26 protein-coding genes are annotated in these 25,335 nt (G+C 69.2%); 22 read left to right on the top strand and 4 right to left on the bottom strand.

Annotated features, from left to right (window positions below; genetic code table 11):
* Positions 1 to 4 precede the first annotated feature (4 nt).
* From ACK8HH_RS07750 to ACK8HH_RS07775, 6 genes are all read left to right on the top strand, one after another.
* Positions 5 to 235, top strand: coding sequence for a YlxR family protein (locus ACK8HH_RS07750; protein WP_231650342.1), 231 nt, complete (start codon positions 5 to 7; stop codon positions 233 to 235).
* Positions 236 to 337: 102 nt separating this feature from the next.
* Complete coding sequence (infB, locus tag ACK8HH_RS07755; RefSeq protein WP_062366819.1) at positions 338 to 3,190, top strand: translation initiation factor IF-2; 2,853 nt, start codon at positions 338 to 340, stop codon at positions 3,188 to 3,190.
* 3 nt (positions 3,191 to 3,193) lie between these two features.
* Positions 3,194 to 3,664, top strand: coding sequence for a 30S ribosome-binding factor RbfA (gene rbfA, locus ACK8HH_RS07760; RefSeq protein ID WP_006896216.1), 471 nt, complete (start codon positions 3,194 to 3,196; stop codon positions 3,662 to 3,664).
* Positions 3,661 to 4,623, top strand: coding sequence for a DHH family phosphoesterase (locus tag ACK8HH_RS07765; protein WP_006896217.1), 963 nt, complete (start codon positions 3,661 to 3,663; stop codon positions 4,621 to 4,623). Before rbfA ends, ACK8HH_RS07765 begins: the two co-directional genes overlap by 4 nt.
* Before the next feature lie 15 nt (positions 4,624 to 4,638).
* Entirely contained in the window at positions 4,639 to 5,913 is a 1,275-nt protein-coding gene (locus tag ACK8HH_RS07770; RefSeq protein ID WP_006896218.1) for an MATE family efflux transporter, read from the top strand.
* 45 nt (positions 5,914 to 5,958) lie between these two features.
* Positions 5,959 to 6,840, top strand: a complete 882-nt coding sequence (locus tag ACK8HH_RS07775; protein WP_006896219.1) for a type IV toxin-antitoxin system AbiEi family antitoxin domain-containing protein — start codon at positions 5,959 to 5,961, stop codon at positions 6,838 to 6,840.
* Positions 6,841 to 6,893: 53 nt separating this feature from the next.
* Here ACK8HH_RS07775 and ACK8HH_RS07780 read toward each other — a convergent pair whose 3' ends face one another.
* A complete protein-coding gene (locus ACK8HH_RS07780; RefSeq protein WP_331436954.1) occupies positions 6,894 to 7,349 on the bottom strand; it encodes a GNAT family N-acetyltransferase in 456 nt (151 codons plus the stop codon).
* A gap of 89 nt (positions 7,350 to 7,438) precedes the next feature.
* Here ACK8HH_RS07780 and ACK8HH_RS07785 point away from each other — a divergent pair, with 89 nt between their 5' ends.
* The 3 genes from ACK8HH_RS07785 to truB are packed head-to-tail and all read left to right on the top strand — an operon-like array spanning position 7,439 to position 10,006.
* Complete coding sequence (locus ACK8HH_RS07785) at positions 7,439 to 8,434, top strand: metallophosphoesterase family protein (protein WP_039867345.1); 996 nt, start codon at positions 7,439 to 7,441, stop codon at positions 8,432 to 8,434.
* Positions 8,431 to 9,105 carry a 4'-phosphopantetheinyl transferase family protein gene (locus ACK8HH_RS07790; RefSeq protein ID WP_045538518.1) on the top strand — a complete coding sequence of 225 codons (675 nt, stop codon included), beginning with the start codon at positions 8,431 to 8,433 and terminating at the stop codon, positions 9,103 to 9,105. Before ACK8HH_RS07785 ends, ACK8HH_RS07790 begins: the two co-directional genes overlap by 4 nt.
* Position 9,106: 1 nt before the next feature.
* Positions 9,107 to 10,006 (top strand): tRNA pseudouridine(55) synthase TruB, encoded by a 900-nt coding sequence (truB, locus tag ACK8HH_RS07795; RefSeq protein ID WP_045538520.1) that lies wholly within the window; start codon positions 9,107 to 9,109, stop codon positions 10,004 to 10,006.
* Positions 10,007 to 10,505: 499 nt separating this feature from the next.
* Here the strand turns inward: truB and ACK8HH_RS07800 are convergent, their stop codons facing one another.
* Complete coding sequence (locus ACK8HH_RS07800; RefSeq protein ID WP_197462915.1) at positions 10,506 to 11,186, bottom strand: metal-dependent transcriptional regulator; 681 nt, start codon at positions 11,184 to 11,186, stop codon at positions 10,506 to 10,508.
* A gap of 58 nt (positions 11,187 to 11,244) precedes the next feature.
* Here ACK8HH_RS07800 and ACK8HH_RS07805 point away from each other — a divergent pair, with 58 nt between their 5' ends.
* The 5 genes from ACK8HH_RS07805 to ACK8HH_RS07825 all read left to right on the top strand — a co-directional run bounded on the left by ACK8HH_RS07805 (position 11,245) and on the right by ACK8HH_RS07825 (position 17,426).
* Positions 11,245 to 12,207, top strand: coding sequence for a bifunctional riboflavin kinase/FAD synthetase (locus tag ACK8HH_RS07805; RefSeq protein ID WP_081598100.1), 963 nt, complete (start codon positions 11,245 to 11,247; stop codon positions 12,205 to 12,207).
* Positions 12,208 to 12,361: 154 nt separating this feature from the next.
* Positions 12,362 to 12,631: a 30S ribosomal protein S15 gene (gene rpsO / locus ACK8HH_RS07810; RefSeq protein WP_006896227.1), complete on the top strand. Its 270-nt coding sequence runs from the start codon at positions 12,362 to 12,364 to the stop codon at positions 12,629 to 12,631.
* A gap of 424 nt (positions 12,632 to 13,055) precedes the next feature.
* The gene (locus ACK8HH_RS07815) at positions 13,056 to 15,323 is read left to right on the top strand and encodes a polyribonucleotide nucleotidyltransferase (protein WP_062366823.1); all 2,268 of its coding nucleotides are present in this window, start codon (positions 13,056 to 13,058) and stop codon (positions 15,321 to 15,323) included.
* Between the two features lie 179 nt (positions 15,324 to 15,502).
* Positions 15,503 to 16,744, top strand: coding sequence for a sensor histidine kinase (locus tag ACK8HH_RS07820; RefSeq protein WP_006896229.1), 1,242 nt, complete (start codon positions 15,503 to 15,505; stop codon positions 16,742 to 16,744).
* 43 nt (positions 16,745 to 16,787) lie between these two features.
* Positions 16,788 to 17,426: a response regulator gene (locus tag ACK8HH_RS07825; RefSeq protein ID WP_039867346.1), complete on the top strand. Its 639-nt coding sequence runs from the start codon at positions 16,788 to 16,790 to the stop codon at positions 17,424 to 17,426.
* A 34-nt stretch (positions 17,427 to 17,460) separates the two neighbouring features.
* On the opposite strand, the gene ACK8HH_RS07830 is transcribed toward ACK8HH_RS07825, so the two are convergent.
* Positions 17,461 to 19,503 (bottom strand): neutral/alkaline non-lysosomal ceramidase N-terminal domain-containing protein, encoded by a 2,043-nt coding sequence (locus ACK8HH_RS07830; protein WP_006896231.1) that lies wholly within the window; start codon positions 19,501 to 19,503, stop codon positions 17,461 to 17,463.
* A gap of 175 nt (positions 19,504 to 19,678) precedes the next feature.
* On the opposite strand from ACK8HH_RS07830, the gene dapB reads away from it, so the two are divergent.
* Genes dapB through ACK8HH_RS07845 form a run of 3 tightly spaced genes read left to right on the top strand, consistent with a single transcriptional unit; the run spans position 19,679 to position 21,406 of the window.
* On the top strand, positions 19,679 to 20,431 hold the full coding sequence (gene dapB, locus ACK8HH_RS07835; protein ID WP_006896232.1) for a 4-hydroxy-tetrahydrodipicolinate reductase: 753 nt from the start codon (positions 19,679 to 19,681) through the stop codon (positions 20,429 to 20,431).
* Positions 20,432 to 20,437: 6 nt separating this feature from the next.
* A complete protein-coding gene (locus ACK8HH_RS07840) occupies positions 20,438 to 20,926 on the top strand; it encodes a hypothetical protein (protein ID WP_006896233.1) in 489 nt (162 codons plus the stop codon).
* Positions 20,927 to 20,953: 27 nt separating this feature from the next.
* A complete protein-coding gene (locus ACK8HH_RS07845) occupies positions 20,954 to 21,406 on the top strand; it encodes a flavodoxin family protein (protein ID WP_006896234.1) in 453 nt (150 codons plus the stop codon).
* Positions 21,407 to 21,585: 179 nt separating this feature from the next.
* Here the strand turns inward: ACK8HH_RS07845 and ACK8HH_RS07850 are convergent, their stop codons facing one another.
* Positions 21,586 to 22,113, bottom strand: a complete 528-nt coding sequence (locus ACK8HH_RS07850) for a hypothetical protein (protein ID WP_062366827.1) — start codon at positions 22,111 to 22,113, stop codon at positions 21,586 to 21,588.
* 236 nt (positions 22,114 to 22,349) lie between these two features.
* On the opposite strand from ACK8HH_RS07850, the gene ACK8HH_RS07855 reads away from it, so the two are divergent.
* The 5 genes from ACK8HH_RS07855 (at position 22,350) to ACK8HH_RS07875 (ending at position 25,307) form a co-directional block, all read left to right on the top strand.
* Positions 22,350 to 23,156 carry a thymidylate synthase gene (locus ACK8HH_RS07855; protein WP_006896236.1) on the top strand — a complete coding sequence of 269 codons (807 nt, stop codon included), beginning with the start codon at positions 22,350 to 22,352 and terminating at the stop codon, positions 23,154 to 23,156.
* Between the two features lie 33 nt (positions 23,157 to 23,189).
* A complete protein-coding gene (locus ACK8HH_RS07860; RefSeq protein ID WP_006896237.1) occupies positions 23,190 to 23,678 on the top strand; it encodes a dihydrofolate reductase in 489 nt (162 codons plus the stop codon).
* Positions 23,675 to 24,406, top strand: a complete 732-nt coding sequence (locus tag ACK8HH_RS07865; protein ID WP_006896238.1) for a class I SAM-dependent methyltransferase — start codon at positions 23,675 to 23,677, stop codon at positions 24,404 to 24,406. Before ACK8HH_RS07860 ends, ACK8HH_RS07865 begins: the two co-directional genes overlap by 4 nt.
* A gap of 1 nt (position 24,407) precedes the next feature.
* Complete coding sequence (locus ACK8HH_RS07870) at positions 24,408 to 24,821, top strand: helix-turn-helix domain-containing protein (RefSeq protein WP_006896239.1); 414 nt, start codon at positions 24,408 to 24,410, stop codon at positions 24,819 to 24,821.
* A gap of 78 nt (positions 24,822 to 24,899) precedes the next feature.
* Positions 24,900 to 25,307, top strand: coding sequence for a VOC family protein (locus tag ACK8HH_RS07875; RefSeq protein ID WP_006896240.1), 408 nt, complete (start codon positions 24,900 to 24,902; stop codon positions 25,305 to 25,307).
* Positions 25,308 to 25,335 lie beyond the last annotated feature (28 nt).

Genomic DNA, 25,335 nt, shown 5'->3' on the forward strand with positions numbered 1-25,335 from the left:
GGCTGTGCGAGGCGCGGACAGCGCATCGCAGGTGGCGATCGACGAACGGGGGAGACTGCCGGGACGAGGCGCCTGGCTGCACCGCGATGAGAGATGTCTCTCGCTTGCGGTGCGGCGCAACGCCTTCGGCACGGCGCTACGGGATCGCGGCGTCGCCGTGAGACCAGAGGATCTGGCCGAGCACATCGGCGGGATCATCAACAGTGAGGGCTCCGCAGGGAGTCAGGACAGGTAGCAGAAGACATGAGCACACCGTGAAGTCTCCACGATGAGCACGTTTACTGAATAAACCGAGGTCGTTGCGGGCAGCCCGCTCGACCTCCAAGTGAGGAGAGCAGTGGCAGGCAAGGCCCGCGTTCACGAACTGGCCAAGGAATTGGGCGTACCCAGCAAAGCAGTGCTGGAGCGGCTCAAGGAGCAGGGCGAGTTCGTCAAATCCGCATCGTCGACTGTCGAGGCCCCGGTGGCCCGTCGACTGCGTGAGTCTTTCGAATCCGGCTCCGGTTCCGCTTCGGCGAAGCCGGCGGCCAAGGCATCCGGCGCCAAGCCGGGTCCCAAGCCCGGTCCGGCACCCAAGCCGGCAGCGGCGAACTCCGCTCCGGCCGCCGAGGCGGCCCCGGCGGCACGAGCATCCGCCCCGGCTCAGCCGGCGGCGGGCGGCCCCAAGCCGGGCCCCAAGCCCGCACCGAAGGCGGCTCCGGCACCGCAGGCTCCGGCCGCACCGGCGGCCGAGTCTACCGAGCCGGCCGGCAAGCCCTCGGCACCGGCGGCGCAGTCGGGTCAGGCACCGGCGACGCCGGGTCCCCGTCCGGGTCCGCGCCCCGGTCCCCGGCAGCCCCGAGTGGGCAACAATCCGTATTCCTCGGCCCCGGCGCCCGCGCCGCGTCCGATGGGTCCGCGTCCGGGTGCGGCGGGTCCGCGTCCGGGCGGTCGACCCGGTCAGGGCGGTCCGCGTCCCGGCGCCGGTCAGGGCGGTCCCCGTCCGGGTGGCGGTCAGGGCGCACGCCCGGGTGCCGGCGGCCCTCGTCCCGGCGGTCAGGGCGGCGCACGCCCCACGCCGGGCAACATGCCTTCGCGTCCCAGCCCGGGAGCGATGCCGCAGCGTGCGGCGCGTCCCGACGCTCGGCCCGGTGGCCGCGGTGGCCCAGGCGGCCGCAGCGGTGGTCCCGGCGGCGGCGGTGGCTTCCGTAACGGCGGCGGTGGCGGTGCGGCTCCGGGCGGCGGCTTCCGCGGTCGTCCCGGCGGCGGTGGCGGCGGTCGTGGCCGCGGCGGAACCGCGGGAGCGTTCGGTCGCCCCGGCGGCGCACCCCGCAAGGGACGCAAGTCGAAGCGTCAGAAGCGGCAAGAGTACGACTCGATGCGCGCACCCGAGGTCGGCGGCGTCCGGTTGCCTCACGGCAACGGCGAGGTCATCCGCCTCGCTCGCGGCGCCTCGCTCTCGGACTTCGCGGACAAGATCAACGCCAACCCGGCTTCGCTGGTCCAGGCGCTGTTCAACCTCGGCGAGATGGTCACCGCGACCGAGTCGGTCAACGACGAGACGCTGGAGTTGCTCGGCGGCGAGATGAACTACGTCGTCCAGGTCGTGAGCCCGGAGGACGAGGATCGTGAGCTCCTGGAGAGCTTCGACCTGACCTACGGCGAAGACGAGGGCGGCGAAGAGGACCTCGCGCAGCGTCCGCCGGTGGTAACCGTCATGGGTCACGTCGACCACGGCAAGACCCGACTGCTCGACACCATCCGCAAGGAGAACGTCGGCGCGGGCGAGGCCGGCGGCATCACGCAGCACATCGGCGCGTACCAGGTGAACACTCACCTGAACGACGAGGACCGGTTGATCACCTTCATCGACACCCCGGGTCACGAGGCGTTCACCGCCATGCGTGCCCGCGGTGCGAAGGCCACCGACATCGCGATCCTCGTGGTGGCGGCCGACGACGGTGTCATGCCGCAGACGGTGGAAGCCGTCAACCACGCGCAGGCGGCCGACGTGCCGATCGTCGTGGCGGTCAACAAGATCGACAAGGAGGGCGCGGACCCGGCCAAGATCCGCGGACAGCTGACCGAGTACGGCCTGGTTCCCGAGGAGTACGGCGGCGACACCATGTTCGTCGACATCTCGGCCAAGCAGGGGCTGAACATCGACCAGCTGCTGGAGGCGGTCCTGCTGACCGCCGACGCCTCGCTCGATCTGCGGGCGAACCCGGACATGGACGCTCAGGGTGTCGCCATCGAGGCGCACCTCGACCGCGGCCGCGGCCCGGTCGCGACCGTCCTCATCCAGCGCGGCACCCTGCGCGTCGGCGACTCGATCGTCGCCGGCGACGCATACGGCCGCGTCCGTCGGATGGTCGACGAGCACGGCGACGACGTCGAAGAGGCGCTGCCGTCGCGTCCGGTGCAGGTGATCGGCTTCACTTCGGTTCCGGGTGCGGGCGACAACCTCCTGGTGGTGGAAGAAGACCGCATCGCCCGGCAGATCGCCGACCGCCGCAATGCGCGCAAGCGCAATGCGCTGGCGGCACGCAGCCGCAAGCGGATCAGCCTCGAGGATCTGGATTCGGCGCTCAAGGAGACCAGCCAGCTCAACCTGATCCTGAAGGGCGACAACTCGGGTACCGTCGAGGCGCTCGAAGAGGCGCTCCTTCAGATCGAGATCGACGACGAGGTCTCGCTGCGGGTCATCGACCGCGGTGTCGGTGGCATCACCGAGACCAACGTCAACCTGGCCGCGGCGTCGGATGCGATCATCATCGGATTCAATGTCCGCGCGGAGGGCAAGGCCACCGAGCTGGCCAACCGCGAGGGCGTGGAGATCCGGTACTACTCGGTCATCTACAAGGCGATCGAGGAGATCGAGGCCGCGCTCAAGGGCATGCTCAAGCCGATCTACGAGGAGTCCGAGCTGGGCCGGGCGGAGATCCGTGCGATCTTCAAGTCGTCCAAGGTCGGCAACATCGCCGGTTGCCTCGTGCAGTCGGGCATCATGCGGCGCAATGCCAAGGCACGCCTGCTGCGCGACAACGCGGTGGTCGCCGACAACCTCACGATCAGCTCGCTCAAGCGTGAGAAGGACGACGCGACCGAGGTCCGCGAAGGCTACGAGTGCGGTCTGACGCTGACCTACGGCGACATCAAGGTCGGCGACGTGATCGAGGCCTTCGAGATGGTCGAAAAGGCACGGGACTAGGTCATGGCAGATCCTGCACGGGCCGCTCGGCTCGCCAAACGGATCACCACCATCGTCGCCTCGGCGATCGGTGGGGAGATCAAGGACCCGCGCCTGGCTCATGTGACGATCACCGATTGCCGGGTCACCGGCGATCTGCACGACGCCACCGTGTTCTACACGGTGCTGGGCGACTCGGTGGATGCCGAGCCGAACGTGGCGGAAGCGGCGGCCGGTCTGGCCGCCGCGACCGGCGTGCTCCGGTCGAAGGTCGGCGCCGGCACCGGAGTCCGGTTCACCCCCACTCTGCGGTTCGAACTCGACACGGTGCCGGACGCGACGCGTGCGATGGACGAGCTCCTCGCCCGCGCCCGCGCCCGGGACGAGTCGGTGGCCCGCGCCGCGCGCAATGCGCGGCCGGCGGGCGACGTCGACCCGTATCGGCACGACGAGGAAGAGTCCGCGTCGGACGAATCCGGGGGCGCGCTCGGGTGAATCCCGCTTCGAGCGACTCCGTGGCTGCCACGCTGCTCGGCGCCGATTCGGTGTCGATCATCAGCCACGTCCGTCCGGACGCCGACACCATCGGCAGTGCACTGGGACTCGGGCTGGCGCTCACGGGGCTGGGGAAACGCGTGCACTGCGCGTTCTCCGGTCCCGAGGCGCTGCCCGGTCCGCTGCGCGAACTGCCGGGAGTAGACCTGCTCGTGGACGAGGCGGGGCTGCCCGTCGCCGATGTGACGGTGGCGGTCGACGCGGCCACCGTCGAACGTCTCGGCGGGCTGGAGCAGGTCTTCACCTCCGGAAGCACCACCGTCTGCATCGACCACCACGTCTCCAATCCGGGATTCGCGGATCTGGATCTGGTGGACCCGCAGTCCGATTGCACGGCGTCGATCGTGCTCCGGGTGATCGATCGGCTCGGCGCGAGCCTCACCGCGGACATCGCGACCTGCCTGTACGCGGGCCTGGTGACTGATACGGGCTCGTTCAAATGGGCGCGGCCCGCGTCGTTCGGTGTGGCGGCACGACTCCTCGAGGCCGGTGTCGACGGTCCGCGGTGGAGCCGTCTCCTCCTCGACGCCCACCCGTACTCGTGGCTGCAGATGCTCTCGGAGGTGCTCGCCGATTCCGTGCTCGATGAAGGCGCACTGGACGGGCGCGGACTGGTGTACGCGGTCGTGAACGCCGATCAGATGTCGGATATGAACTGGGACGAGTCGGAGAGCGTCATCGACGTCGTGCGCACTGCGCGGGAGGCCGAGGTGGCAGCCGTCTTCAAAGAGGTGCGGGCGGGCGAATGGACCGTGTCGCTGCGGAGCAAGACCGACGTCGACGTGGTGCCGATCGCGAGGTCGCTCGGCGGTGGCGGCCACGTGCGTGCGGCCGGGTACAGCGACACCGGAGACGCGGCAGAGGTCGTCGGGCATCTGCTCGCCGCCCTGCGCAGGTGATCGGCGGCGTCGAGAGTGCTGAGACTCGCCGGGTCGGCACTGGTGGTGCTCATCGCGCCGCCGCTGTACCTGATGCTCGATCTGGCCGTGGTCGGCCGCCTCGGCGCGACCGAACTCGCGGCCCTGACCGTGGCGACGCTGGTCCTGTCGGTCATCAGCACTCAGCTGACCTTCCTCTCCTATGGAACCACCGCGCGGTCGGCGCGCGCCTTCGGTGCGGGTGATCGACGCCGGGCCGTCGACGAGGGAGTGCAGGCGAGCTGGATCGCGGTGGGCGTGGGGGCGGCGATCGTCGTCGTCGCGTGGCTCCTGGCGCCCGCGGTCACCGGCGCGCTGGTGCCCGACCACCAGGTCGCGGCCGAAGCGGCGTCCTGGTTGCGCATCGCCGTGTTCGGCGTGCCGCTGATCCTTCTGGCGATGGCCGGCAACGGTTGGATGCGCGGAGTGCAGGACACCCGGCGGCCGGTGTATTTCGTGGTCGCGGGACTGGCCGTGGCCGCCGTGCTCTGCGTCGGTCTGGTGCACGGGGTCGGCGGACTCCCGCGACTCGGCCTGCAGGGCAGCGCCTGGGCGAATCTCGTGGGGCAGTCGCTGACGGGGATCGCCTTCGCGGTCCGGCTGATCGGCGAGAGTCGTGGCCGGCTGCGCCCCGACTGGCCGGTGATCCGCGCCCAGCTGACGATGGCCCGCGATCTGGTGCTGCGGAGCCTGTCGTTTCAGGTGTGCTTCATCTCCGCGGCGGCTGTGGCCGCGCGCTTCGGCGTCGCGCAGGTGGCCGCGCATCAGGTGGTACTGCAGCTGTGGGAGTTCAGCTCGCTGCTGCTCGACTCGCTGGCGATCGCGGCTCAGCAACTCGTGGGCGCGGCGCTGGGCGCGGGTGCGTTCCGGGTGGCCCGGCGTGCGGCGACGCGGGCCACCGCCGTGTCGGTGGGGATCTCGGTTCTTCTCGCCGCCGTGCTGGCGGCCGGGGTCGCGGTGATTCCGCGGATCTTCACCGACGATGCGGCGATCCTTGACGCGATGCGCACGCCGTGGTGGTTCTTCGTCGCGATGCTGCCGATCGCTGGCGCGGTGTTCGCGCTCGACGGTGTGCTGCTGGGCAGCGGCGACGCCGCATTCCTCCGGACGGCGACTCTCGCGGGCGCGCTCGGCGCGTTCCTGCCGCTGATCTGGCTGTCGTGGGCCTTCGACTGGGGGCTGGCGGGAATCTGGAGCGGACTGCTCGCGTTCATGTGCACTCGACTCGCCGCGGTGGTGTGGCGGGTGCGCAGCGGCGCGTGGGTGAAGTAGTCGTGTCGGTGGAACCGAGGAGCGTGCCGCTGCGTCCAATAGGACATGGGGGACTCGGGCGCGCTGGCCGCGTTGATCGCTGAACAGGATGGACTCATCACCTCGGCGCAGGCACTCCGGGCCGGTCTCTCCCGCAAGGAGATCCGCGGCCGACTGGACCGGCGGGAGTGGTGCGCGCTCGTCCGCGGAATCTATCGATCGAGTTCGCATCCGCTGACTGAGAGCCTGTTGGTCCGCGCAGCGGTGGCCGCGCACCATGGCGTGGCTGACCGCACCACGGCGGCTTGGTGGCACGGAATGCTCGATGCCCTGGCGTATCCGTTGACCGTCGCGACAGCCAACACGACCACCGCCGACCGGTGGTCGCTCGGCCCGCTGGGCCTCACTCGTCGGCACTACGACGATGCGGACCTGACCACGGTCCGCGGGCTCCGCGTGACCACGCCGCCGGCGACGGTGGTGTTCGGCGCGGCAGCGATGCCGGACGGTGGTCGATTCCTCGACCGGGCGCTGCAGCGCGGTGTCGTCACAGTCACCGAACTCGAGGCCGTCGTCGAGCGCTACGCGGGCAGTCGCGGGATAGGTGAGGCACGCCGGCTCGTGCGCATCGCCTCGCAGGACTCGGAGTCAGAGGCCGAACGGCTCTTCGTACGTCTGCTTCGAGAGGCGGGCGTCACCGGGTGGGTGCAGCAGCTCCGATTCGGACGGTGGCGTATCGACTTCGGCTGGCCCGATCTCCGCGTCGCGATCGAGATCGACGGACTGGCCTTCCACTACCAGCATGACCGGTTCCAGGCGGACCGGGCGAAATACAACGCGCTCGACGCCGCCGGGTGGCGCAAGAAGGTGTACACCTGGCACGACCTGACGGATCGGCCGGGAGAGGTCGTGGACGAAGTGCTCGAGATGCTCAACGCGCGGGTATGACCTCACCGCGATGAATCTGTGCCCGCACCGGGCGCAGATTCATCGCAGCCGGATCACTGCTCGGCGACGACCGGCTGATACTGCGGGAAACGCTCGAGGAACGACTGCACGTACGTGCACACCGGGACGATCTTCGTGCCCTGCGCGGAGAGTTCGTCGAGCACCGAGGCGACGAGCAACCGAGCGAAGCCCGCCCGGCCGTACTTCTCGGTGACGACGGTGTGGAGCAGGACGAGGGTGTGCTCGTCGCGGCGTTCGTAGCCCTCCACTCCGACGAGTTCATCACCCGACCAGAGCTCGTAGCGGTCCCGATCGGGAAAGTTGCGCAGTGTCGGCGCCGGAGTGAGCTCGACCGTCGGCGGCGGAACGGGGACTGATGCGGTCATGTCGTCGACGCTACTACCGGATCGGTGCAGGTCGACGCCGCCACGCCCCAAGCGTGCCACTCCCGGTGACCGCTCAGCGGTGATCACGGAGACGAACTGCGGCACCGTGAATTCGGCGATCACCGCGCCCACCTTCTCGCCGAGGACGTCGTCGCCGGTGTGGAGCCGAAGCCGGGTTCGTCGCCGAGCGGGCTCGTGGCACCATGGTCCCCATGCCAACGCTCTGGGCGGTCAGCGACCTGCACGTCTCACACCGCGGCAACGAGGCGATCCTCGATCGGATCAAGCCGGCCGAACCGGGGGACTGGCTGATCGTCGCGGGCGACGTCGCCGAGCGCACCGACGACATCATCGACACCCTCCGCCGGCTCAAGAACAGATTCCGCACGGTGGTGTGGGTGCCCGGGAACCATGAGCTGTACACCACGGCCAAGGACCCGCTCCAGGTGTTCGGCGTCGCACGGTACGACTACCTCGTGCAGGCCTGCCGTGATCTCGGCGTAGTGACTCCCGAGGACCGGTATCCGCTGTTCGATCCCGGGGACGGGACACCGCCGGTCCGGGTGGTGCCGATGTTCCTGCTCTACGACTACACGTTCCGGCCGGAGGGCACCTCGACGGCGCTGCAGGCGCTCGCCGTCGCACGCGAGGCGAACGTCGTCGCCACAGACGAATTCCTCCTCTCGCCCGAACCGTTCGGCACGCGCGACGCCTGGGGGCGCGCCCGGATCGAGGCCACGCGGTCGCGACTGGAGGCGCTCGACCCCGCCGAGAAGACCGTGCTGATCAACCATTGGCCGCTGCGGCGGGAACCGTGCGATGCGCTGATGTATCCCGAGTTCGCGCTCTGGTGCGGCTCGGAGCTCACCGCGGACTGGCACACCCGATTCAACGCGGCCTGCTGCGTATACGGGCATCTGCACATCCCGAGGACCACGTGGTACGACGACGTGCGCTTCGAGGAGGTGTCGGTGGGATATCCGCGTGAGTGGAGCAGACGCGGGTTGCCGTCGCCGCTGCTGCGGAAGATCGCACCGGACGAGGGACTGCATCCGGCCGATCTCAACGAGTTCGGCGCCCGGTTCGACCTGCCGCCGGACTACCGGGAGCGTGCCGCCGAGTTCCGGGCGCGAGTGGAGCGCACCCGCGCGCGCCGTGCTGAAGCAGAGAAGGACAGGGCCGAGAAGAACAGGAAGGACGGTCGATGATCGACGACCTCATGCCCGCGGGAGTCGGGACCGCCGAGTCGTTCGGCGACCCCGACGGGCTCACCGTGCTTCCCGCCGAGGAGGCGTTGATCGCCAAGGCCGTGGAGAAGCGCCGCCGGGAGTTCACCACCGCCCGGCACTGCGCACGGCAGGCGCTGGGGCAGTTGGGAGTCGCGCCGGTGCCGATCCTGCGCGGTGAACGCGGGATGCCGCTGTGGCCCCGTCAGGTGGTCGGCAGCCTGACGCACTGCGACGGCTACCGTGCGGCCGTCGCGGCATATTCGATGCAGGTTCGCTCGCTGGGTATCGATGCCGAACCGCATCAGGCCCTGCCCGACGGCGTCCTCGACCACACCAGCATCGAGGCCGAACGCGAGGTCCTCGCCGACCGGGACCACGACCTGCACTGGGACCGGCTCCTGTTCTGCGCCAAGGAAGCCACCTACAAGGCCTGGTTTCCGCTCACCGAGCGGTGGCTGGGTTTCGAGGACGCGCACATCACGTTCGAGCGAGACGACTCGATTGGCACCGCGGGCGCGCCTGCGGGTACTTTCACCTCGACCATCCTGATCGACGGAGCGGTGATCGACGGCGGACCGCCGCTGCTGACGCTGCCCGGCCGCTGGCAGATCTCCCGCGGTTTGATCCTCACCACGATTGCACTCACCTGACATGGCAGACGCCTCCATCGAGAACGCCGGACTCCTCGTCGTAGATAAGGCCGCCGGCATCACCAGCCACGACGTGGTGGCCAAGTGCCGCAAGGCGTTCAACACCCGTCGCGTCGGACACGCGGGCACCCTCGACCCGATGGCGACCGGGGTTCTCGTCATCGGCATCGAACGCGCGACCAAGCTGCTCGGGCTGCTCTCGCTCACCACGAAGTCGTACGCTGCGACCATCCGGCTGGGGCAGTCGACGTCGACCGACGACGCCGAGGGCGAGGTCATCGAATCGCGGGACGCCTCGGGGGTCCGCGACGAGGAGATCGCGGCGGTCGTCGCGTCGCTCACCGGCGACATCGAGCAGGTGCCCGCCAAGGTCAGCGCGATCAAGGTCGACGGTCGTCGCGCCCACGCGCTCGTCCGCACCGGGGCCGAGTTCGAACTGCAGGCGCGGCCGGTCACCGTCGACCGTTTCGACGTGCTCGATACTCGCCGGGACGGCGAGTTCATCGACCTCGACGTCGAGGTCGACTGCTCGTCGGGCACTTATATCCGTTCTCTGGCAAGGGATCTCGGTGCCGCGCTCGGCGTCGGCGGGCACCTGACGGCGCTGCGACGCACCGCCGTCGGGCCGTTCACCCTGGAGCACTCGCGAACGATGGCCGATGTCGACGAGAATCCCGGTTTGAGTCTCGGCATCGACGACGCGGCCAAGTTGTGCTTCCCGCATCGCGCGATCTCCGACGACGAGGCCGAGTCGATCAGCCAGGGCCGCTGGCTGGAGCCGGTGGGCATGAAGGGTATCTACACGGTGGTCGATCCGCGCGGGCAGGCCATCGCTCTCGTGCAGGAGAAGGGCAAGCGGGCGAGTTCGGTGATGGTCGTGCGACCGGCGACGCTGCGCTGAGGGCGGCCGAAGGTCTGGTCAGGTCCGCCAGAGGGGGCAGGCAGGCTCATCGAGTAGCGAGCGCATCGAGACTCGAGTCTGAACGTGGTGCGGGTCTCGATAGGCCGCGGCGCTGCGCGCCGGGGCTACTCGAGGAGCCTGTCGGGAGGGTGGTTTCAGGCAGGCTCATCGAGTAGCGAGCGCATCGAGACTCGAGTGTGAACGTGGTGCAGGTCTCGATAGGCCGCGGCGCTGCGCGCCGGGGCTGCTCGAGGAGCCTGTCGGGAGGGGGTTTCTGGCAGGCTCATAGAGTAGCGAGCGCATCGAGACTCGAGTCTGAACGTGGTGCAGGTCTCGATAGGCCGCGGCGCTGCGCGCCGGGGCTACTCGACGAGCCTGTCGGGAGGGTGGTTTCAGGCAGGCTCATCGAGTAGCCCGCGAACGTAGTGAGCGAGCGTACCGAGATTCGAGTGTGATCGTGGTGCAGGTCTCGATAGGCCGCGGCGCTGCGCGCCGGCACTCAGCCGTCGACGAAAATCGCGCGGGCGGCGATGTCACCGAGATGGATCGGGTCCGAATCGTCGACGCAGACGGTGATGGTGCCGGCGAACGAGCGCTTCTCGGTGACCCGCACCCGGCAGTCGAGATTGACGCCGATCTCCTCGAAGTACCGCAGCATCTCCGGATCCGAGTCGGAGATGCGGGTGATGACCCCGGTCTGGTCCACGTCGAGGTCGGCCAGCTGCACGGCGCCGGCCTCGGGCACGGTGCCGTCGGACGCCGGGATCGGGTCGCCGTGCGGGTCGCGCTTCGGGTGGCCCAGCTTGGCGTCGATGTGCGCCAGCAACTGCTCCGAGACCGCGTGTTCGAGGATCTCGGCCTCGGCGTGCACCTCGTCCCAGCGATAGCCGAGCTCTCGGACGAGGAAGGTCTCGAGCAGGCGGTGCCGCCGGACCATGCCGACGGCGGCCACCCGCCCCGTCTCGGTCAGGGTCACCGCGCCGTAGGGCGCATGGTCCACGAGACCTTGATCGGCCAGTTTCCGAATGCCCTCCGACGCGGTGGACGGTGAGACGCCGAGCTTCTCGGCCAGCAACTTCGTGGTGACCTTCGTGTCCGACCACTCCTGCGAGGTCCAAATCACTTTCAGATAGTCCTGGGTTACCGAGGTGAGTTCGTTCACCGGGCGAGAGTCGGGCATGCGTACGACCTTACCCACCGAACGCGCAGCGGCTGCTGGCGAGTCGTAGGCTTAGCGTGTGTTGCGTTGGCGAGGTTTGGACGACATCCCTGCGGGCTGGGGCCGATGCGTGGTCACGATCGGCGTGTTCGACGGAATCCATCGCGGGCACGCGCAGTTGGTCGCCGCCGCCACGAAGGCGGCGGCCGAGCGCGGTGTGCCCTCGGTGCTGATGACCTTCGACCCGCACCCGTCGTCGGTGGTGCGGTCGGGTGCTTACCCGCCGCAGTTGTCGACGCTGCGGCGGCGTGCCGATCTCGCCGAGGAGATGGGGATCGACGTGTTCTGCGTGATCCCGTTCTCCGCGACCCTCGCGGCCCAGTCGCCGGAGGATTTCGTGCACTCGGTCCTCGTCGAGGAACTGCACGCGGCCGAGGTGGTGGTCGGCGACAACTTCACCTTCGGCCACAAGGCGCTCGGCGACGTGCCCAAACTGCGTGAACTGGGGGAGCGGTTCGGCTTCGAGGTCACCGCGATCTCCCTGTTCGGTGAGCATGCCGTGACCTTCTCGTCCACCTACATCCGGTCGTGCATCGCGGCGGGCGACGTGGAACTGGCCGCCGAGGCGCTCGGCCGGCCGCATCGTGTGGAAGGCGTCGTGGTGCACGGCGAACGCCGGGGCCGCGACCTGGGTTTCCCGACCGCCAACGTCGCGCCGCCCGAGCACACCGCGATCCCCGGCGACGGCGTGTACGCGGCATGGTTCACCGTGCTCGACAGCGCCACGCAGCCCGACGGGGTCACCATCGGCCGGCGGTACCCGGCCGCGGTCTCGGTGGGCACCAACCCGACCTTCTCCGGCAGAGTCCGCACGGTGGAGGCCTACGTGCTGGATGTGGAGGCCGACCTCTACGGTCAGCATGTGGCGGTCGACTTCGTCGCACGGCTGCGCGGCATGGAGCCCTTCGACAGCGTCGACGCACTGATCGCGGAGATGAACAACGACGTCGAGCGCACGCGCACCCTGCTGCGGGCGGAGTGACCCGCCCGAGCGCTCCATGCGCCGGCGCTGATTTCCGGTCGGGGGTCGAGCGCTGGTAGTCTTGGCCGCCGGTGTCAGCTGCGGTCCGTGGCGGCGCACCCCCTGCTGGTTGCAGGGCCTGGAGCACGGAACTGAAAAATCAAGGAGATCTCTCATGGCTCTGACCGCCGAAGAGAAGAAGGCCATCCTCAGCGAGTACGGTCTGCACGAGACCGACACCGGTTCGCCGGAGGCGCAGGTCGCACTGCTGACCAAGCGCATCACGGATCTGACCGAGCACCTCAAGTTCCACAAGCACGACCACCACAGCCGTCGTGGTCTGCTGCTGCTCGTCGGTCGCCGTCGCCGCCTGCTCAAGTACGTCGCGAGCGTCGACATCAACCGCTACCGCTCGCTGATCGAGCGCCTGGGTCTGCGTCGCTGACGCCCCCTGATTGCTTCTGTGGCCGTCGTTCCCACGCGGAACGGCGGCCACAGCTGTCTGTCGGGCACGGCGGCATCGGGATTCGTCGGCGAGGACGCCGCGGACACGCCCGACGGTCGCCGCAGACGACAGCCGCCGTCCCAGCAGGGAGAATGTTAGGCTGGTAGCGGACGAAGGCCGCTTGGCGGCAGTTCGGTAGTGATCGTCGGATCGGTCCTCGGTAGTGGCCGCCGGAATCCCCAAGCGATTCCGGCCGCTTCGATCGAAGGCCGTCTGCTCACGGCGCAGGTGCGCCGTCCACTTCCGGCGCGAGACTCGCGCCCATCGTCTGTCGGTTCGCCGCGCCTTGCGCGAACCGACCGCTGAATACAGGCCGCAGGCGCCGTCGTGGTGTCGTCGCGGCCGCCACGAAAGGTAAACACTCTTGACTGACGTCAACGCCGACTTCGATGATTCGATCACCGAAGTCTCCGCCGTCATCGACAACGGAACGTTCGGCAAGCGCACGATCCGCTTCGAGACCGGCCGCCTGGCTCTGCAGGCCGCGGGTTCGGTGACCGCGTACCTCGACGAGGGCACGATGATCCTCTCGACGACCACCGCGTCCAAGTCGCCGAAGGAGCACTTCGACTTCTTCCCGCTCACGGTCGACGTCGAGGAGCGCATGTACGCCGCGGGTCGCATCCCCGGCTCGTTCTTCCGCCGCGAGGGCCGCCCGTCGACCGACGCGATCCTCACCTGCCGCCTCATCGACCGTCCGCTGCGTCCGTCGTTCGTCGACGGCCTGCGCAACGAGATCCAGATCGTCGAGACCGTCCTGTCGCTCGACCCCAAGGACCTCTACGACGTGGTCGCGATCAACGCGGCGTCCGCATCCACGCAGATCTCGGGTCTGCCGTTCTCCGGTCCGGTGGGCGCCGTGCGCGTCGCGCTGATCCCGACCGAGCAGAACAAGGCCGGCCAGTGGGTCGCATTCCCCACCGTCGAGCAGCTCGAGGGCGCGGTCTTCGACATGGTCGTCGCGGGACGCCTGATCGACGGCGGCGACGTCGCGATCATGATGGTCGAGGCCGAGGCCACCGACAACGTCCTCGCGCTGATCGCCGACGGCGCCCAGGCGCCGAGTGAGGCCGTCGTCGCCGAGGGCCTCGAGGCCGCCAAGCCGTTCATCGCCACCCTGTGCGAGGCGCAGAAGCAGCTCGCCGCGGCCGCCGCGAAGGAGACCCGCGAGTTCCCGCTGTTCCCGGCCTACCAGGACGACGCCTACGAGGCGGTCGCCGAGTTCGCCACCACCCGCCTCGGCGAGGCGATGGCGATCGCCGACAAGCAGGAGCGCGACAACGCGACCGACGCACTCAAGGGCGACGTGCTCGAGGCGCTCGGCGAGCGCTTCGAGGGCCGCGAGAGCGAGCTCGGCGCAGCCTACCGGTCGCTGACCAAGAAACTCGTGCGTCAGCGCATCCTCACCGATCACTTCCGCATCGACGGTCGCGGCATCACCGACATCCGTGCGTTGTCCGCCGAGATCGGCGTCGTTCCGCGCGCACACGGCAGCGCGCTGTTCGAGCGTGGCGAGACCCAGATCATGGGCATCACCACCCTGGACATGGTCAAGATGGCCCAGCAGATCGATTCGCTCGGCCCCGAGACCAGCAAGCGGTACATGCACCACTACAACTTCCCGCCGTACTCGACCGGTGAGACCGGCCGCGTGGGTTCGCCCAAGCGCCGCGAGATCGGTCACGGTGCGCTCGCCGAGCGGGCCCTGGTGCCGGTGCTCCCGAGCGTGGAGGAGTTCCCGTACGCGATCCGTCAGGTCTCCGAGGCCCTCGGCTCCAACGGCTCCACCTCGATGGGCTCGGTGTGTGCGTCGACCATCTCGCTGCTGAACGCGGGCGTTCCGCTGAAGGCGCCGGTCGCAGGCATCGCGATGGGCCTCGTCTCCGACGAGGTCACCATCGACGGCAAGACCGAGACCCGCTACGTCGCCCTGACCGACATCCTCGGAGCCGAGGACGCGTTCGGCGACATGGACTTCAAGGTCGCGGGCACCAAGGACTTCGTGACGGCTCTGCAGCTCGACACGAAGCTCGACGGCATCCCCTCCAAGGTCCTGGCCGGTGCGCTGAGCCAGGCCAAGCAGGCCCGTCTCACCATTCTCGACGTGCTGGCCGAGGCCATCGACGAGCCGGACGAGATGAGCCCGTACGCGCCGCGCATCACCACCATCAAGATCCCGATGGACAAGATCGGTGAGCTGATCGGCCCGAAGGGCAAGACGATCAACGGCATCACCGAGGAGACCGGCGCCAACATCTCGATCGAGGACGACGGCACCGTGTTCATCGGCGCCGCAGACGGCCCGTCCGCGCAGGCGGCGATCGACAAGGTCAACGCCATCGCCAACCCGCAGCTGCCGAAGGTCGGCGAGCGCTTCCTGGGCACCGTCGTCAAGACGGCCGCCTTCGGCGCCTTCGTCTCCCTGCTCCCCGGCCGCGACGGACTGGTCCACATCAGCAAGCTGGGCAACGGCAAGCGGATCGGCAAGGTCGAGGACGTGGTCAAGGTCGGCGACAAGCTGCAGGTCGAGATCGCCGACATCGACGAGCGCGGCAAGATCAGCCTCGTTCCGGTGCGCGACGGCGCCGATGCGGCCGAAGCCGCGAAGGACGAGGTCGCGGTCGACGCCTGACGGCGACCGCACCTGTTCGATCTAGACGAGCTCGGCCCGGGACGTGTCATGCGTCCCGGGCCGAGCTCGTCGCGGTAGGCATCCGGTCCGCGCCGGAGTGGGGGTAGTGCGGGCACTACCCCGAAGACTCGCGGCCGCTCCCGTGCCCTGGACCGACGGCGATCGATAGCGTTCTTGCCATGACATCAGACGACGCCTATCGGCTCTCACCCTGGCGAATGCTCTCGGGATCGCCGCTGCGCTTCCTCTTCTCCTCCTACCCGTGGCGCGCGGTGGCGTACACGATCATCTCGCTGGCACTGGGCTGGACGGTGTTCATGGCGTACGTGGTGATCGTGCTGCTCCCGTTCGCTCCCGCCTGGTCGATCCTCTTGGGCCGCATCGAGCGGCAGCGGGTCCGGATGCTCCGGATGGCGGCCATCGCCGACCCGCATCCGGCGGTGACCGGATCGTTCGGCGCCCGCGCGCGAGCCCGACTCGCCGAGCCGGTCACCTGGCGTGAGGTGGTGTACTCGCTGGCGCTGGCGGCCTTCGCTCCGTTGGCGACGCTCGGTCTGCTGATCGCCTGCGTGCTGACCGGCGGATTCGCTGCGGCGCCGCTGGTCGTCGCGGCCGGCGGTCAGATGTCGATCGGGCCGTGGCAGCTGGAGACGCCGCAGGAGGCCTGGCGCGTGGTTCCGGTCGCGCTGCCGTTGTTCATCCTCACCCTGTATCTGTTCGGCGCGGCGGCCGCGATCGTGGCGTCCATCGCGGCCGGGTTGCTCGGTCCGCGAGAAGAGGAACTGGCGGCGCAGGTGGCCGACCTGCGGTCGTCGCGAGGAACGCTCGTCGGATCGTTCGAGGCCGAGCGCCGACGGATCGAGCGCGATCTGCACGACGGTCCGCAGCAGCACCTCGTCGGTGCGGTGATGCACCTCGGCGAGATCGCGCAGGACAGTGACGATCCGGCCACGCGGGCCCATATCGAGACCGCTCAGGCGCGTGTGGAGCGGGCGCTGGCCGAACTGCGCGACACGGTGCGCGGCGTCAATCCACGGGTGCTCGACGACCACGGAGTGGAGGCGGCCTGCGCCGAACTCGGCGGACCGGTCCTGGTCCGGGTGATCCGGGGTCCGGGATGGATACCCGGCCGGCGGCTCCCGGGAGAGACCGAGCGCGCACTGTTCTACACCGCCAGCGAAGCGGTGACGAACGCGGCCAAGCACGGCGGCGCGTCGACGGTGACGATCGAGTTCGCCGAGGCGGCGGGCGTCGTCAGCATGACCGTGACCGACGACGGCTGCGGGGGAGCGGTGCCCGCAGCCGGACGCGGGCTGGCGGGCCTGGTGGAACGGGCGGCGACGATCGGGGCGAGTCTCACCGTCGTCAGCCCGGTCGGCGGGCCGACCGTCCTTCGCTGGTCCGGGTCGGTCCGCGGGTGACCCCGTCGGCGTGCCCGGCGGGCCGTCGGCCACACTGACAGGCGTGAGCGTGCGAATCGTGGTGGCGGAGGACTCGGTGCTGCTGACCGAAGGTCTCGTGCGGATTCTCGAGGGCGCCGGGCACCAGGTGGTCGGCACCGTCGCCGATGCCCCGGCGCTGCGCGAGATCGACGTGGATTCGATCGACCTGCTGATCACGGACGTACGGATGCCGCCCGGTGACGGGGACGACGGCCTGCGGGCGGCGCTCGATCTGCGTCGCCGCCGGCCCGACCTGCCGGTGCTGGTCCTGTCCCAGTACGTGGCGGCGGCCTATGCGCGGCGACTGCTCGGAACCGAAGGCGGGGGTCGGGTCGGCTACCTGCTCAAGGAGCGTGTGGGGCGGATCGCCGACTTCCTCCGGGCGGTCGAGACGGTGTGCGCGGGCGGCGTGGTGGTCGACCCGGAGGTCGTCTCGGCGCTGTTCGCCACCGCCGCGCTCGACCGGCTCTCCCCGCGGGAGTCCCAGGTGCTGGCACTGATGGCGCGGGGTGCGAGCAACTCGGAGATCGCGGCCGCCCTGGTGGTCTCGGACGCCGCGGTCGCCAAACACGTCGCCAACATCTTCCTCAAACTCGACCTGCCCCCGGAGACCGACAACCGCCGGGTGCGCGCGATCCTGCTGTATCTCGCTCAGAGCTGACTTCGCCCGCGAGCCGACGGATCCGCGTGCTGTCTCAGCCGACTTTGATGCGGCCGGTCGCGCCGCTGATCGGGCGGAGCGCTCCCGAGGCGCTCTTCACATCGCCGTAGTACCGCACCCGGTAGTCGCCCTCCGCGCCCCGCGGCACACGCCACGTGACGGTCACCTTCGACGCCGACGGGCTGCCGCCGGGACGTTCCCACGTCATCTCGGTGGTCTCGTGATCGTCGTCGTAGGCGACGGTCCAGCCGCGGGCGGTGAGCTTCTCGACGGCGAAGTACCCGGTGGTCGATCCGCCACGACGGATCCGGTTGCTCGGGTAGGCGCCGCAGAAGGCCACCCGGAGCGTGGTGCCGGGCTTCGCCGCGGCGGGCACCTTCGAGATCACCTGGCCGAACCGGCGGCCGGGTATCGGGGTGTCGGCGGGCTGTGAGCCCAGCAGATCCGGCTGCAGGCCCGAGGTGTCGGCCGGACGGCGCCCGGCGGCCAGCCGGGTTCCGCGGGCCATCGCCCGCGCCATGGCGTCGAACTCCTGCATGTAGGCGCACAGCGTCCATCGGCCGAACATCGTCTCGCCGCCCTCGTACTGCTGGGCCACGTACTCCTCCGGCGTCACGGTGTACTGGCTGTAGCCGTTCGAGTAGCCCTGCAGCAGGACGTTCTCCAGCGGGACCTTGAGGGCGTCGGCGACGATCCGGCGGATTCGGAGGCCGGCGACGATCGTCGACTCGCTCGGCAATGCGGCGAGCACGAGGTCGCCGATCCGGATCAATTGCACCGGAAGAGTCTGTTCGATCCACGGCCGCGGCGGGAGGATGCCGAGCGGGAACAGAATCGCCTTCGGCGCCTGGTTGTCGACGATCCACGGATCGGGCGTCGGGGCCGTACCGGCGCCGAGCGCCATCGCGAACTCGTTCCGCACGCCCTCGTTGAGGAATCCCAGTTGGCTGCGGGTGTTGTCCTCCTGGCTGGTGGCCGCCGCAGCGGCGCCCATCATGGCGGGTGAGGTGCGAGCCGCCTTGCCGTGCGGTGTGTAGCGGCCGTCGATCGAGACGTTCGCCATGTCGACGTACCGGGTGGCGGAGTCGACACCGCCGGCGGTCATCGGGCGCGCCGCACGGAAGGCCGCCTGCGCGGCCTGATCCTGGCGGCGCCCGATGATGATGCGATTGGCCCGGTGATCGGCGGTCGGACCGCCCGGATGCATCTTGCGCAGCCACAGGTTGGGGCTCATGTCGCCCGCGTTGGTCTGCGCGTGGGCGCTCACGACGTTCGGGTCGCGCTGTTCGGCCAGGTATGCGGCATAGCCCTTGTTGTCGGCACTGATCAGGAAGTTCGCGTCGGTGAGCGAAGTGCCGTGCGTGGCGAACCAGGTGATCTCGCCGATGACGGCTCCGCCGCGGCGCAGGCGGATGGCCGTCACCTGCGGGTCGATGGCGTCGGGGAAGTGCTTGCGGTCGGCGGCGGGATTGAGCTCGAACGCCGGCATCGACCGGTTCGCGCTCGCGTCGTGGAGTTCGGCGTGCCCGAGTTCGACGGTCCCCGGCCCCAGCGAGGCGTGCGCGGCCGCGACGGCGTCGAGCAGCCCGTCGATCTCGGCACGGAAAGAATTGTGCCGATGGCCCCTGGCGGCGAGGACGTAGGCGTAATCCCATGCGGTGCCGCCGCAGGAGTTGTGGTTGTGCGTCGCGTTGATGTTGACGTTCTGCGCGGTGTACGTGGTGCCGTACCGCTTCGCGAGTTCGGCGAGCAAAGTCTGATGGTGTGAGACGAAGACGCACGCGATGTCGGCGGTGATGAACAGGACGCGCTTGCCGGTGGCCGCGTCGGCGATGATGTACGCCCGCGCCCAGGTGCGCTGCAGCAGTCCCTTCGCCACCTGTTCCATGTCGGAGTAGCCCATCATGCCCTGACCGGCGATCGCTCCCGTCATGTCACCCTTGCCCGCGCCGACGAGATAACCCGACGCGGCGGAGGCCGGTCCCGTCTCGCCGAACGATGCGGCGCCGAGCGCCGTCGCCGCGGTGGCCCCTACGGCCGCGGCTTGCAGGAAGGTTCGGCGTGAGACGGAACTCATGGGACTCCTCGTGTGACTGGTGCTTCAGCGCAGATCGGGTGTGACCCTAGCCCGCTGTTGATCGAACGATCAACAGATGGCTCGGGATTGGCGCACGTTACGGCTCGAGCGGCCGGAGCGGTGCGTTCGGGCGCCTTCTAGACTGGGGTGGATTCACGAGACGAAAGGGTCCCTCATGGGCAACGGCATCCGCGTGGGTGTGCTGGGCAGTAACGGCAAGGTCGGCAAGGCGATCGTCGAAGGCGTCGAGGCGTCGGCGGAGACCGTGTTCACCGTGGGCGTCGACAAGGGCGATCCGCTCTCGGCTTTCGTCGACTCGCAGACCCGCGTCGTCGTCGATTTCACGCACCCGGACGTCGTGATGGACAACCTCGAGTTCCTCATCGAGAACGGCATCCACGCCGTCGTCGGCACCACCGGCTTCACCGCCGAGCGGCTCGACACCGTCCGCGGCTGGGTGGAGCAGAACCCCGGCGTCGGCGTGCTCATCGCTCCGAACTTCGCGATCGGTGCGGTGCTCTCGATGCACTTCGCGCAGCAGGCCGCGCGGTTCTTCGAGTCGGCGGAGGTGATCGAACTGCACCACCCGCACAAGGCCGACGCGCCGTCCGGCACCGCCGGGCGCACCGCGCAGCTCATCGCGACGGCGCGCGCGGAAGCCGGGCTCGGCGCGAGTCCGGACGCGACGTCGACCGGACTCGAGGGTGCCCGCGGCGCCGACGTCGACGGGGTCCGCGTGCATTCGGTGCGTCTGGCCGGTCTGGTCGCGCACCAGGAGGTGCTCTTCGGCACCCAGGGTGAGACCCTCACCATCCGTCACGACTCCATCGACCGGAACTCCTTCGTTCCCGGGGTGCTGCTGGGTGTCCGCGAGATCGTCGACCGTCCCGGGCTCACGGTGGGGCTCGAGACCTTCATGGATCTGTAGTCGTCGGTGGCTGCGAAGAAGAAGGCCGACGCCCGGCCGATCGTCGCGCTCATCGCCTTCCTGGTGGTCGCGCTCTGCGTGTACTTCGTCCTGCTGAGCCGGACCGCGATCGGCCTGATCTCCGACGGCGGTGTCGTCGGCATCGGGCTCGGCGTCGGTGTGATCGTGCTGCCGCTGCTCGGCGTCTGGATGGTGGTGTCGACGCTGCGGTCGGGGATCGAGCATCAGCGGATGGTGGCGGCCGCGCAGGATCTGGGGCGCGACCTCGACGTGGACGACCTGCCCCGGCGGCCCTCGGGGCGGATCGAGAAAAACGCCGCCCTGGAACTTTTCGAGCAGGTCAAGGTGGAATGGGAGGCCGACCCGTCCGACTGGGTGAGCACCTATCGCATCGCTCGCGCCTACGACTACGCGGGCGACCGCTCGCGGGCGCGCGAGATGATGCGGCGCGCCGCGGAGCAGTATCGGGCGGCGAAGGCCGAGCAGCGGTCGTGATCGCGCGATCGGGGGCATGATGGCGTCATGGCTCGATTGCTGATCGTTCACCACACGCCCTCGCCGCACTGCCAGGCGATGTTCGAGGCGGTGATCGCCGGCGCCACCGATCCCGAGATCGAGGGGGTCGAGGTGGTGCGCCGCGCGGCGCTGTCGGTATCCACGAGCGACTTCCTCGACGCCGACGGGTACGTGCTCGGCAGCCCGGCGAATCTCGGCTCCATTTCAGGTGCCCTCAAACACGCCTTCGATTGTTCGTACTACCAGATCCTCGACTCGACGCGGGGTCGCCCGTTCGGGCTGTACCTACACGGCAACGAGGGGACCGAAGGCGCGGAGAACATGATCGACCGCATCACCGCCGGACTCGGCTGGGAGAAGTCCGCCGAGTACGTCATCGCCGCGAACAAGCCGGACAAGGCGGTGCTTGAGGCGTGCTGGGATCTGGGGGCGACGGTCGCCGCCGGACTCATGGGATAGCACCAAGGTTTGCGTGAGGCACAGTCATACACAAGCGTGATGGAGGTTGTCGGACCCACCGCTGACGCCGGTGAACGGCAGGCTCACCTGGGGCTGCGCAGAGACGCCGAGGACCTGCCAGAACGGACTCCGACAGGGCTCGATGCGTAGTCGACCCGGCGGGTGCAGAGGCGGTCCGGTCAGGTGGACGTCTCGTTGATGCGAGTCCACGCTGCCTGCATCTCGGCGGTCACGTCGGTGCCGACCGAACGGACCCAGCGCAGGGTCGGCTGCCGCCCATTGACGTGGGCGACCACTTTGGTCTGCTCGATGTCGGCGGCGTCGACCTCACGCGCTTCGATCAGATGGAAGTCGAGGTCGAACACCAGGAACACGGCGGTGGTGAAGTCAGTCGAACGGAACGCGCTGAACTTCGCTGCGGTGCCTGCGGATCGCACACCCATCGCCTTGACCTGGATGCGCTGCCCACCCGGCGCTGTGATGTCGTGGGACTTGGTACTGTTCGGCTCCAGCACACCGCCGCGTGCGGCATGGACCACCGCCTCGGCGACGTCGCCGAGCGGCTTGTTGCTGGTGCGTACGAGGCCGCGTCGACGTAGCTCAGCGATGATGGCGGCGTCGAGCCGGAGCAGGTCTTGCACTCCGAGGGCAGTCAGGTCGACGGGGCGACGATCGGTGTCCTTGCTGCTGGTGTAGTCCGTGAACACGTTGTCGAATCAAGTCCGTTCAGTCGGCAGGCCGAGTTCTGGTCGGCGGTCGCTCGCCGATCGACGACGGACGACCGACGGGCTCTTGCTCGTGCTGCACTTCTGTGCGCCATCCAGTTCTCGGATCAAGAATACGCAGTCGGAGAGTCGGAAGACGGCTCCGTGGATGGGTGAGCCGGAACCGCCGATCTCGCCGCTGCGACCGGGACCGGCGAACGCTCGCTAGACTCGACGGCGTGAGCGCGCCGATCCCGACCCCGTACGAGGACCTGCTGAGACTGGTGCTGGAGACCGGAACCCCGAAGGCCGACCGCACCGGGACCGGAACACGCAGCGTGTTCGGCCACCAGATGCGCTTCGACCTCGCGCAGGGCTTTCCTCTGATCACCACCAAGAAGGTGCATCTCAAGTCGATCATCTACGAACTCCTGTGGTTCCTGCGCGGCGACTCGAACGTCCGGTGGCTGCAGGAGCACGGGGTGAGCATCTGGGACGAGTGGGCGTCGCCGGACGGGGAGCTCGGCCCGGTCTACGGCGTGCAGTGGCGCAACTGGCCCACGCCGTCGGGTGAGCACGTCGACCAGATCGCCCTGGCGCTGGAGACGCTGACCACCGACCCCGACTCGCGGCGCAACATCGTATCCGCGTGGAACGTCGGAGAGATTCCGCAGATGGCGCTGCCGCCGTGCCACGCGTTCTTCCAGTTCTACGTCGCCGACGGGCGGCTGAGCTGCCAGCTGTACCAGCGCAGCGCCGACCTGTTCCTCGGCGTTCCGTTCAACATCGCGTCCTACGCCCTGCTCACGCACATGATGGCGCAGCAGGCCGAGCTGGAGGTCGGCGAGTTCGTGTGGACCGGCGGCGACTGCCACATCTACGACAACCACGTCGACCAGGTGCGCGAGCAGCTCTCGCGCGAACCGCTGCCGTATCCGACGCTCAAGTTGCGCAGGGCCGACTCGATCTTCGACTACCAGTACGACGACTTCGAGGTCGTGGGATACCGGTCGCATCCGGCGATCAAAGCGCCGGTCGCGGTCTGAGCCGGTGACACCCTCCTCGGGAACGGAGCGGACATGACAATCACCCTGGTGTGGGCGCAGGACCGCGCGGGAGCCATCGGCCGCGCCGGCGTGATCCCGTGGCGCGTCCCGGAGGACATGCGGCGCTTCAAGGAGATCACCGGCGGCTCGACCGTGATCATGGGTCGCAAGACCTGGGAGTCGTTGCCGACCGCGGTGCGTCCGCTGCCCGGGCGGCGCAACATCGTGATCACGCGGGCGCGCGACTACCGCGCCGACGGTGCCGAGATCGTCGCCGGCCTCGAGGCGGCGCTGGACGCGGCGGGCGAGGCGGCCGCGGTGATCGGCGGCGGGGAGATCTACGCCGCGGCCATCGACCGGGCCACACACCTGCGGGTCACCGAGATCGACGTGCTGGTGGACGGCGCCGACGCCTTCGCACCCGTCGTGGATCCCGACCGATGGGAGTCGGTGACCGTCGGCGAGTGGCTGTACTCGTCGACCGGCACGCTGTACCGGTTCATCGACTACCGGCGACGGTGAGGTGGTTCAGCGCGGGCGGTGACGACTACGCCCGCTATCGGCCGACGTACCCGGTCGCACTGGTCGACGCCCTCGCCTCGGCGGCGCCGGACACTCGCCGCGCGGTCGACGTCGGCTGCGGAACCGGCCAGCTCACCGCGCTGCTGGCCGAGCGCTTCACCGGCGTCGTCGGACTCGATCCGGCGGGCGAGCAGATAGCTCACGCGGTGACCGCGGGCAACATCGACTACCGCGTCTGTGCGGCCGAGCACCTCGCAGTCGAAGACCACACCGCGGACCTGGTCACGGCCGCGCAGGCCGCGCACTGGTTCGATCTGAGCGCGTTCTACGGCGAGGTGCGCCGGATCGCGGTCGACGACGCAGTGCTGGCCTTGATCACATACGGGGTCCTCGTGCTCGACGACGATCTGGCGGACCGGTTCGGGACGTTCTACCGCGAGGAGATCGGACCCTACTGGCCGTCCGAGCGCCGGCACGTCGACAACGGCTACGCCGAGCTGGAGTTCCCGTTCGAGCGTCTCGACACACCGGCGGTCACCATCGAACGATCGTGGACGCTCGAGGAGTTCGTCGGCTACCTCGGCACCTGGTCCGCGGTCCGCCGCGCCGGCGAGGCCGATGCCGGCGGGCTCGTCGACGCACTCGCCGCCGACCTCGCGCCGCGCTGGGGCGACGACCGCCGCGTCGTGCGATGGCCGGTGACGGTCATCGCCGGGAGGGTGCGCTGACATGCCCGGTCCGTCCACCCCGCAGTCTCCGGAGACGCTCGCCCACCTCCGTCGCGCTCGGGACCTGATGGATCGCGAATACGCCGAACCCCTCGACGTGCCGACGATGGCGCGCCGGGCGCTGATGTCCACGGCGCATTTCAGCCGGGAGTTCAAGATCGCGTACGGCGAGACCCCGTACGGCTACCTGGTCACGAGGCGGGTGGAACGGGCGATGGCGCTGCTCCGGTCCGGTATGAGCGTCACCGATGCGTGCGTCGAGGTCGGGTTCACCTCGCTCGGCTCGTTCAGTTCCACGTTCCGGCGCCTGACGGGGGAGACGCCCAGCGCCTACCGGGCGCGCTCGCACGAGCCTCTCGAGGGGCTGCCGTCGTGTATGACCAAGATCCTCGCGCGTCCGATGCCGTTCGGCTGACGCCCCGAGGAGCACGGCCGTGGGAACCGAGCAGTTTTCGAGAAGCACGGCGACGGCGGGACCTCTAGCGTTGTCCGCATGACGAACATCGAACTGACCTACTGTCCCATCACCGTCGACGACATCGACGCCGCACTCGGCTTCTACCGCGACGCCCTCGGTCTGGAGGTGACGCGCGACGTCGCCAACGGCGACCACCACTGGGTCACCCTGCGCCTGCCCGATCAGCCGTCGGTCGAGGTGGTGCTGTCGCAGCCCGGAGGCGGCCGCTCGCCCGAGGACGCCGAGGCGATCCACCGTCTCGTCGCCAAGGGCATGATGCCGCCGATCGTGTTCCGCTCCGACGATCTCGATGCGATCTTCGAGAAGGTCTCCGCGTCCGGAGCCGAAGTGCTCCAGGAGCCGATCGATCAGCCGTGGGGGCCGCGGGACTGTGCGTTCCGCGACCCCGCCGGGAACATGGTCCGCATCAACGCCGCCGGCTGACGCGCGGGCGCGGCGCGGATAGGCTCGT

The organism is Gordonia sp. LUNF6 (genome assembly GCF_047041125.1).
GTDB lineage: Bacteria > Actinomycetota > Actinomycetes > Mycobacteriales > Mycobacteriaceae > Gordonia > Gordonia sihwensis.

What these genes read in the sequence shown, in the direction of transcription:
- rbfA (WP_006896216.1), top strand. Translation starts at nt 3,194, where the DNA reads ATGGCAGATCCTGCACGGGCCGCTCGGCTCGCCAAACGGATCACCACC.
- ACK8HH_RS07775 (WP_006896219.1), top strand. Translation starts at nt 5,959, where the DNA reads ATGGGGGACTCGGGCGCGCTGGCCGCGTTGATCGCTGAACAGGATGGA.
- ACK8HH_RS07785 (WP_039867345.1), top strand. Translation starts at nt 7,439, where the DNA reads ATGCCAACGCTCTGGGCGGTCAGCGACCTGCACGTCTCACACCGCGGC.
- ACK8HH_RS07790 (WP_045538518.1), top strand. Translation starts at nt 8,431, where the DNA reads ATGATCGACGACCTCATGCCCGCGGGAGTCGGGACCGCCGAGTCGTTC.
- truB (WP_045538520.1), top strand. Translation starts at nt 9,107, where the DNA reads ATGGCAGACGCCTCCATCGAGAACGCCGGACTCCTCGTCGTAGATAAG.
- ACK8HH_RS07800 (WP_197462915.1), bottom strand. Translation starts at nt 11,186, where the DNA reads ATGCCCGACTCTCGCCCGGTGAACGAACTCACCTCGGTAACCCAGGAC.
- rpsO (WP_006896227.1), top strand. Translation starts at nt 12,362, where the DNA reads ATGGCTCTGACCGCCGAAGAGAAGAAGGCCATCCTCAGCGAGTACGGT.
- ACK8HH_RS07820 (WP_006896229.1), top strand. Translation starts at nt 15,503, where the DNA reads ATGACATCAGACGACGCCTATCGGCTCTCACCCTGGCGAATGCTCTCG.
- ACK8HH_RS07830 (WP_006896231.1), bottom strand. Translation starts at nt 19,503, where the DNA reads ATGAGTTCCGTCTCACGCCGAACCTTCCTGCAAGCCGCGGCCGTAGGG.
- dapB (WP_006896232.1), top strand. Translation starts at nt 19,679, where the DNA reads ATGGGCAACGGCATCCGCGTGGGTGTGCTGGGCAGTAACGGCAAGGTC.
- ACK8HH_RS07845 (WP_006896234.1), top strand. Translation starts at nt 20,954, where the DNA reads ATGGCTCGATTGCTGATCGTTCACCACACGCCCTCGCCGCACTGCCAG.
- ACK8HH_RS07860 (WP_006896237.1), top strand. Translation starts at nt 23,190, where the DNA reads ATGACAATCACCCTGGTGTGGGCGCAGGACCGCGCGGGAGCCATCGGC.
- ACK8HH_RS07870 (WP_006896239.1), top strand. Translation starts at nt 24,408, where the DNA reads ATGCCCGGTCCGTCCACCCCGCAGTCTCCGGAGACGCTCGCCCACCTC.
- ACK8HH_RS07875 (WP_006896240.1), top strand. Translation starts at nt 24,900, where the DNA reads ATGACGAACATCGAACTGACCTACTGTCCCATCACCGTCGACGACATC.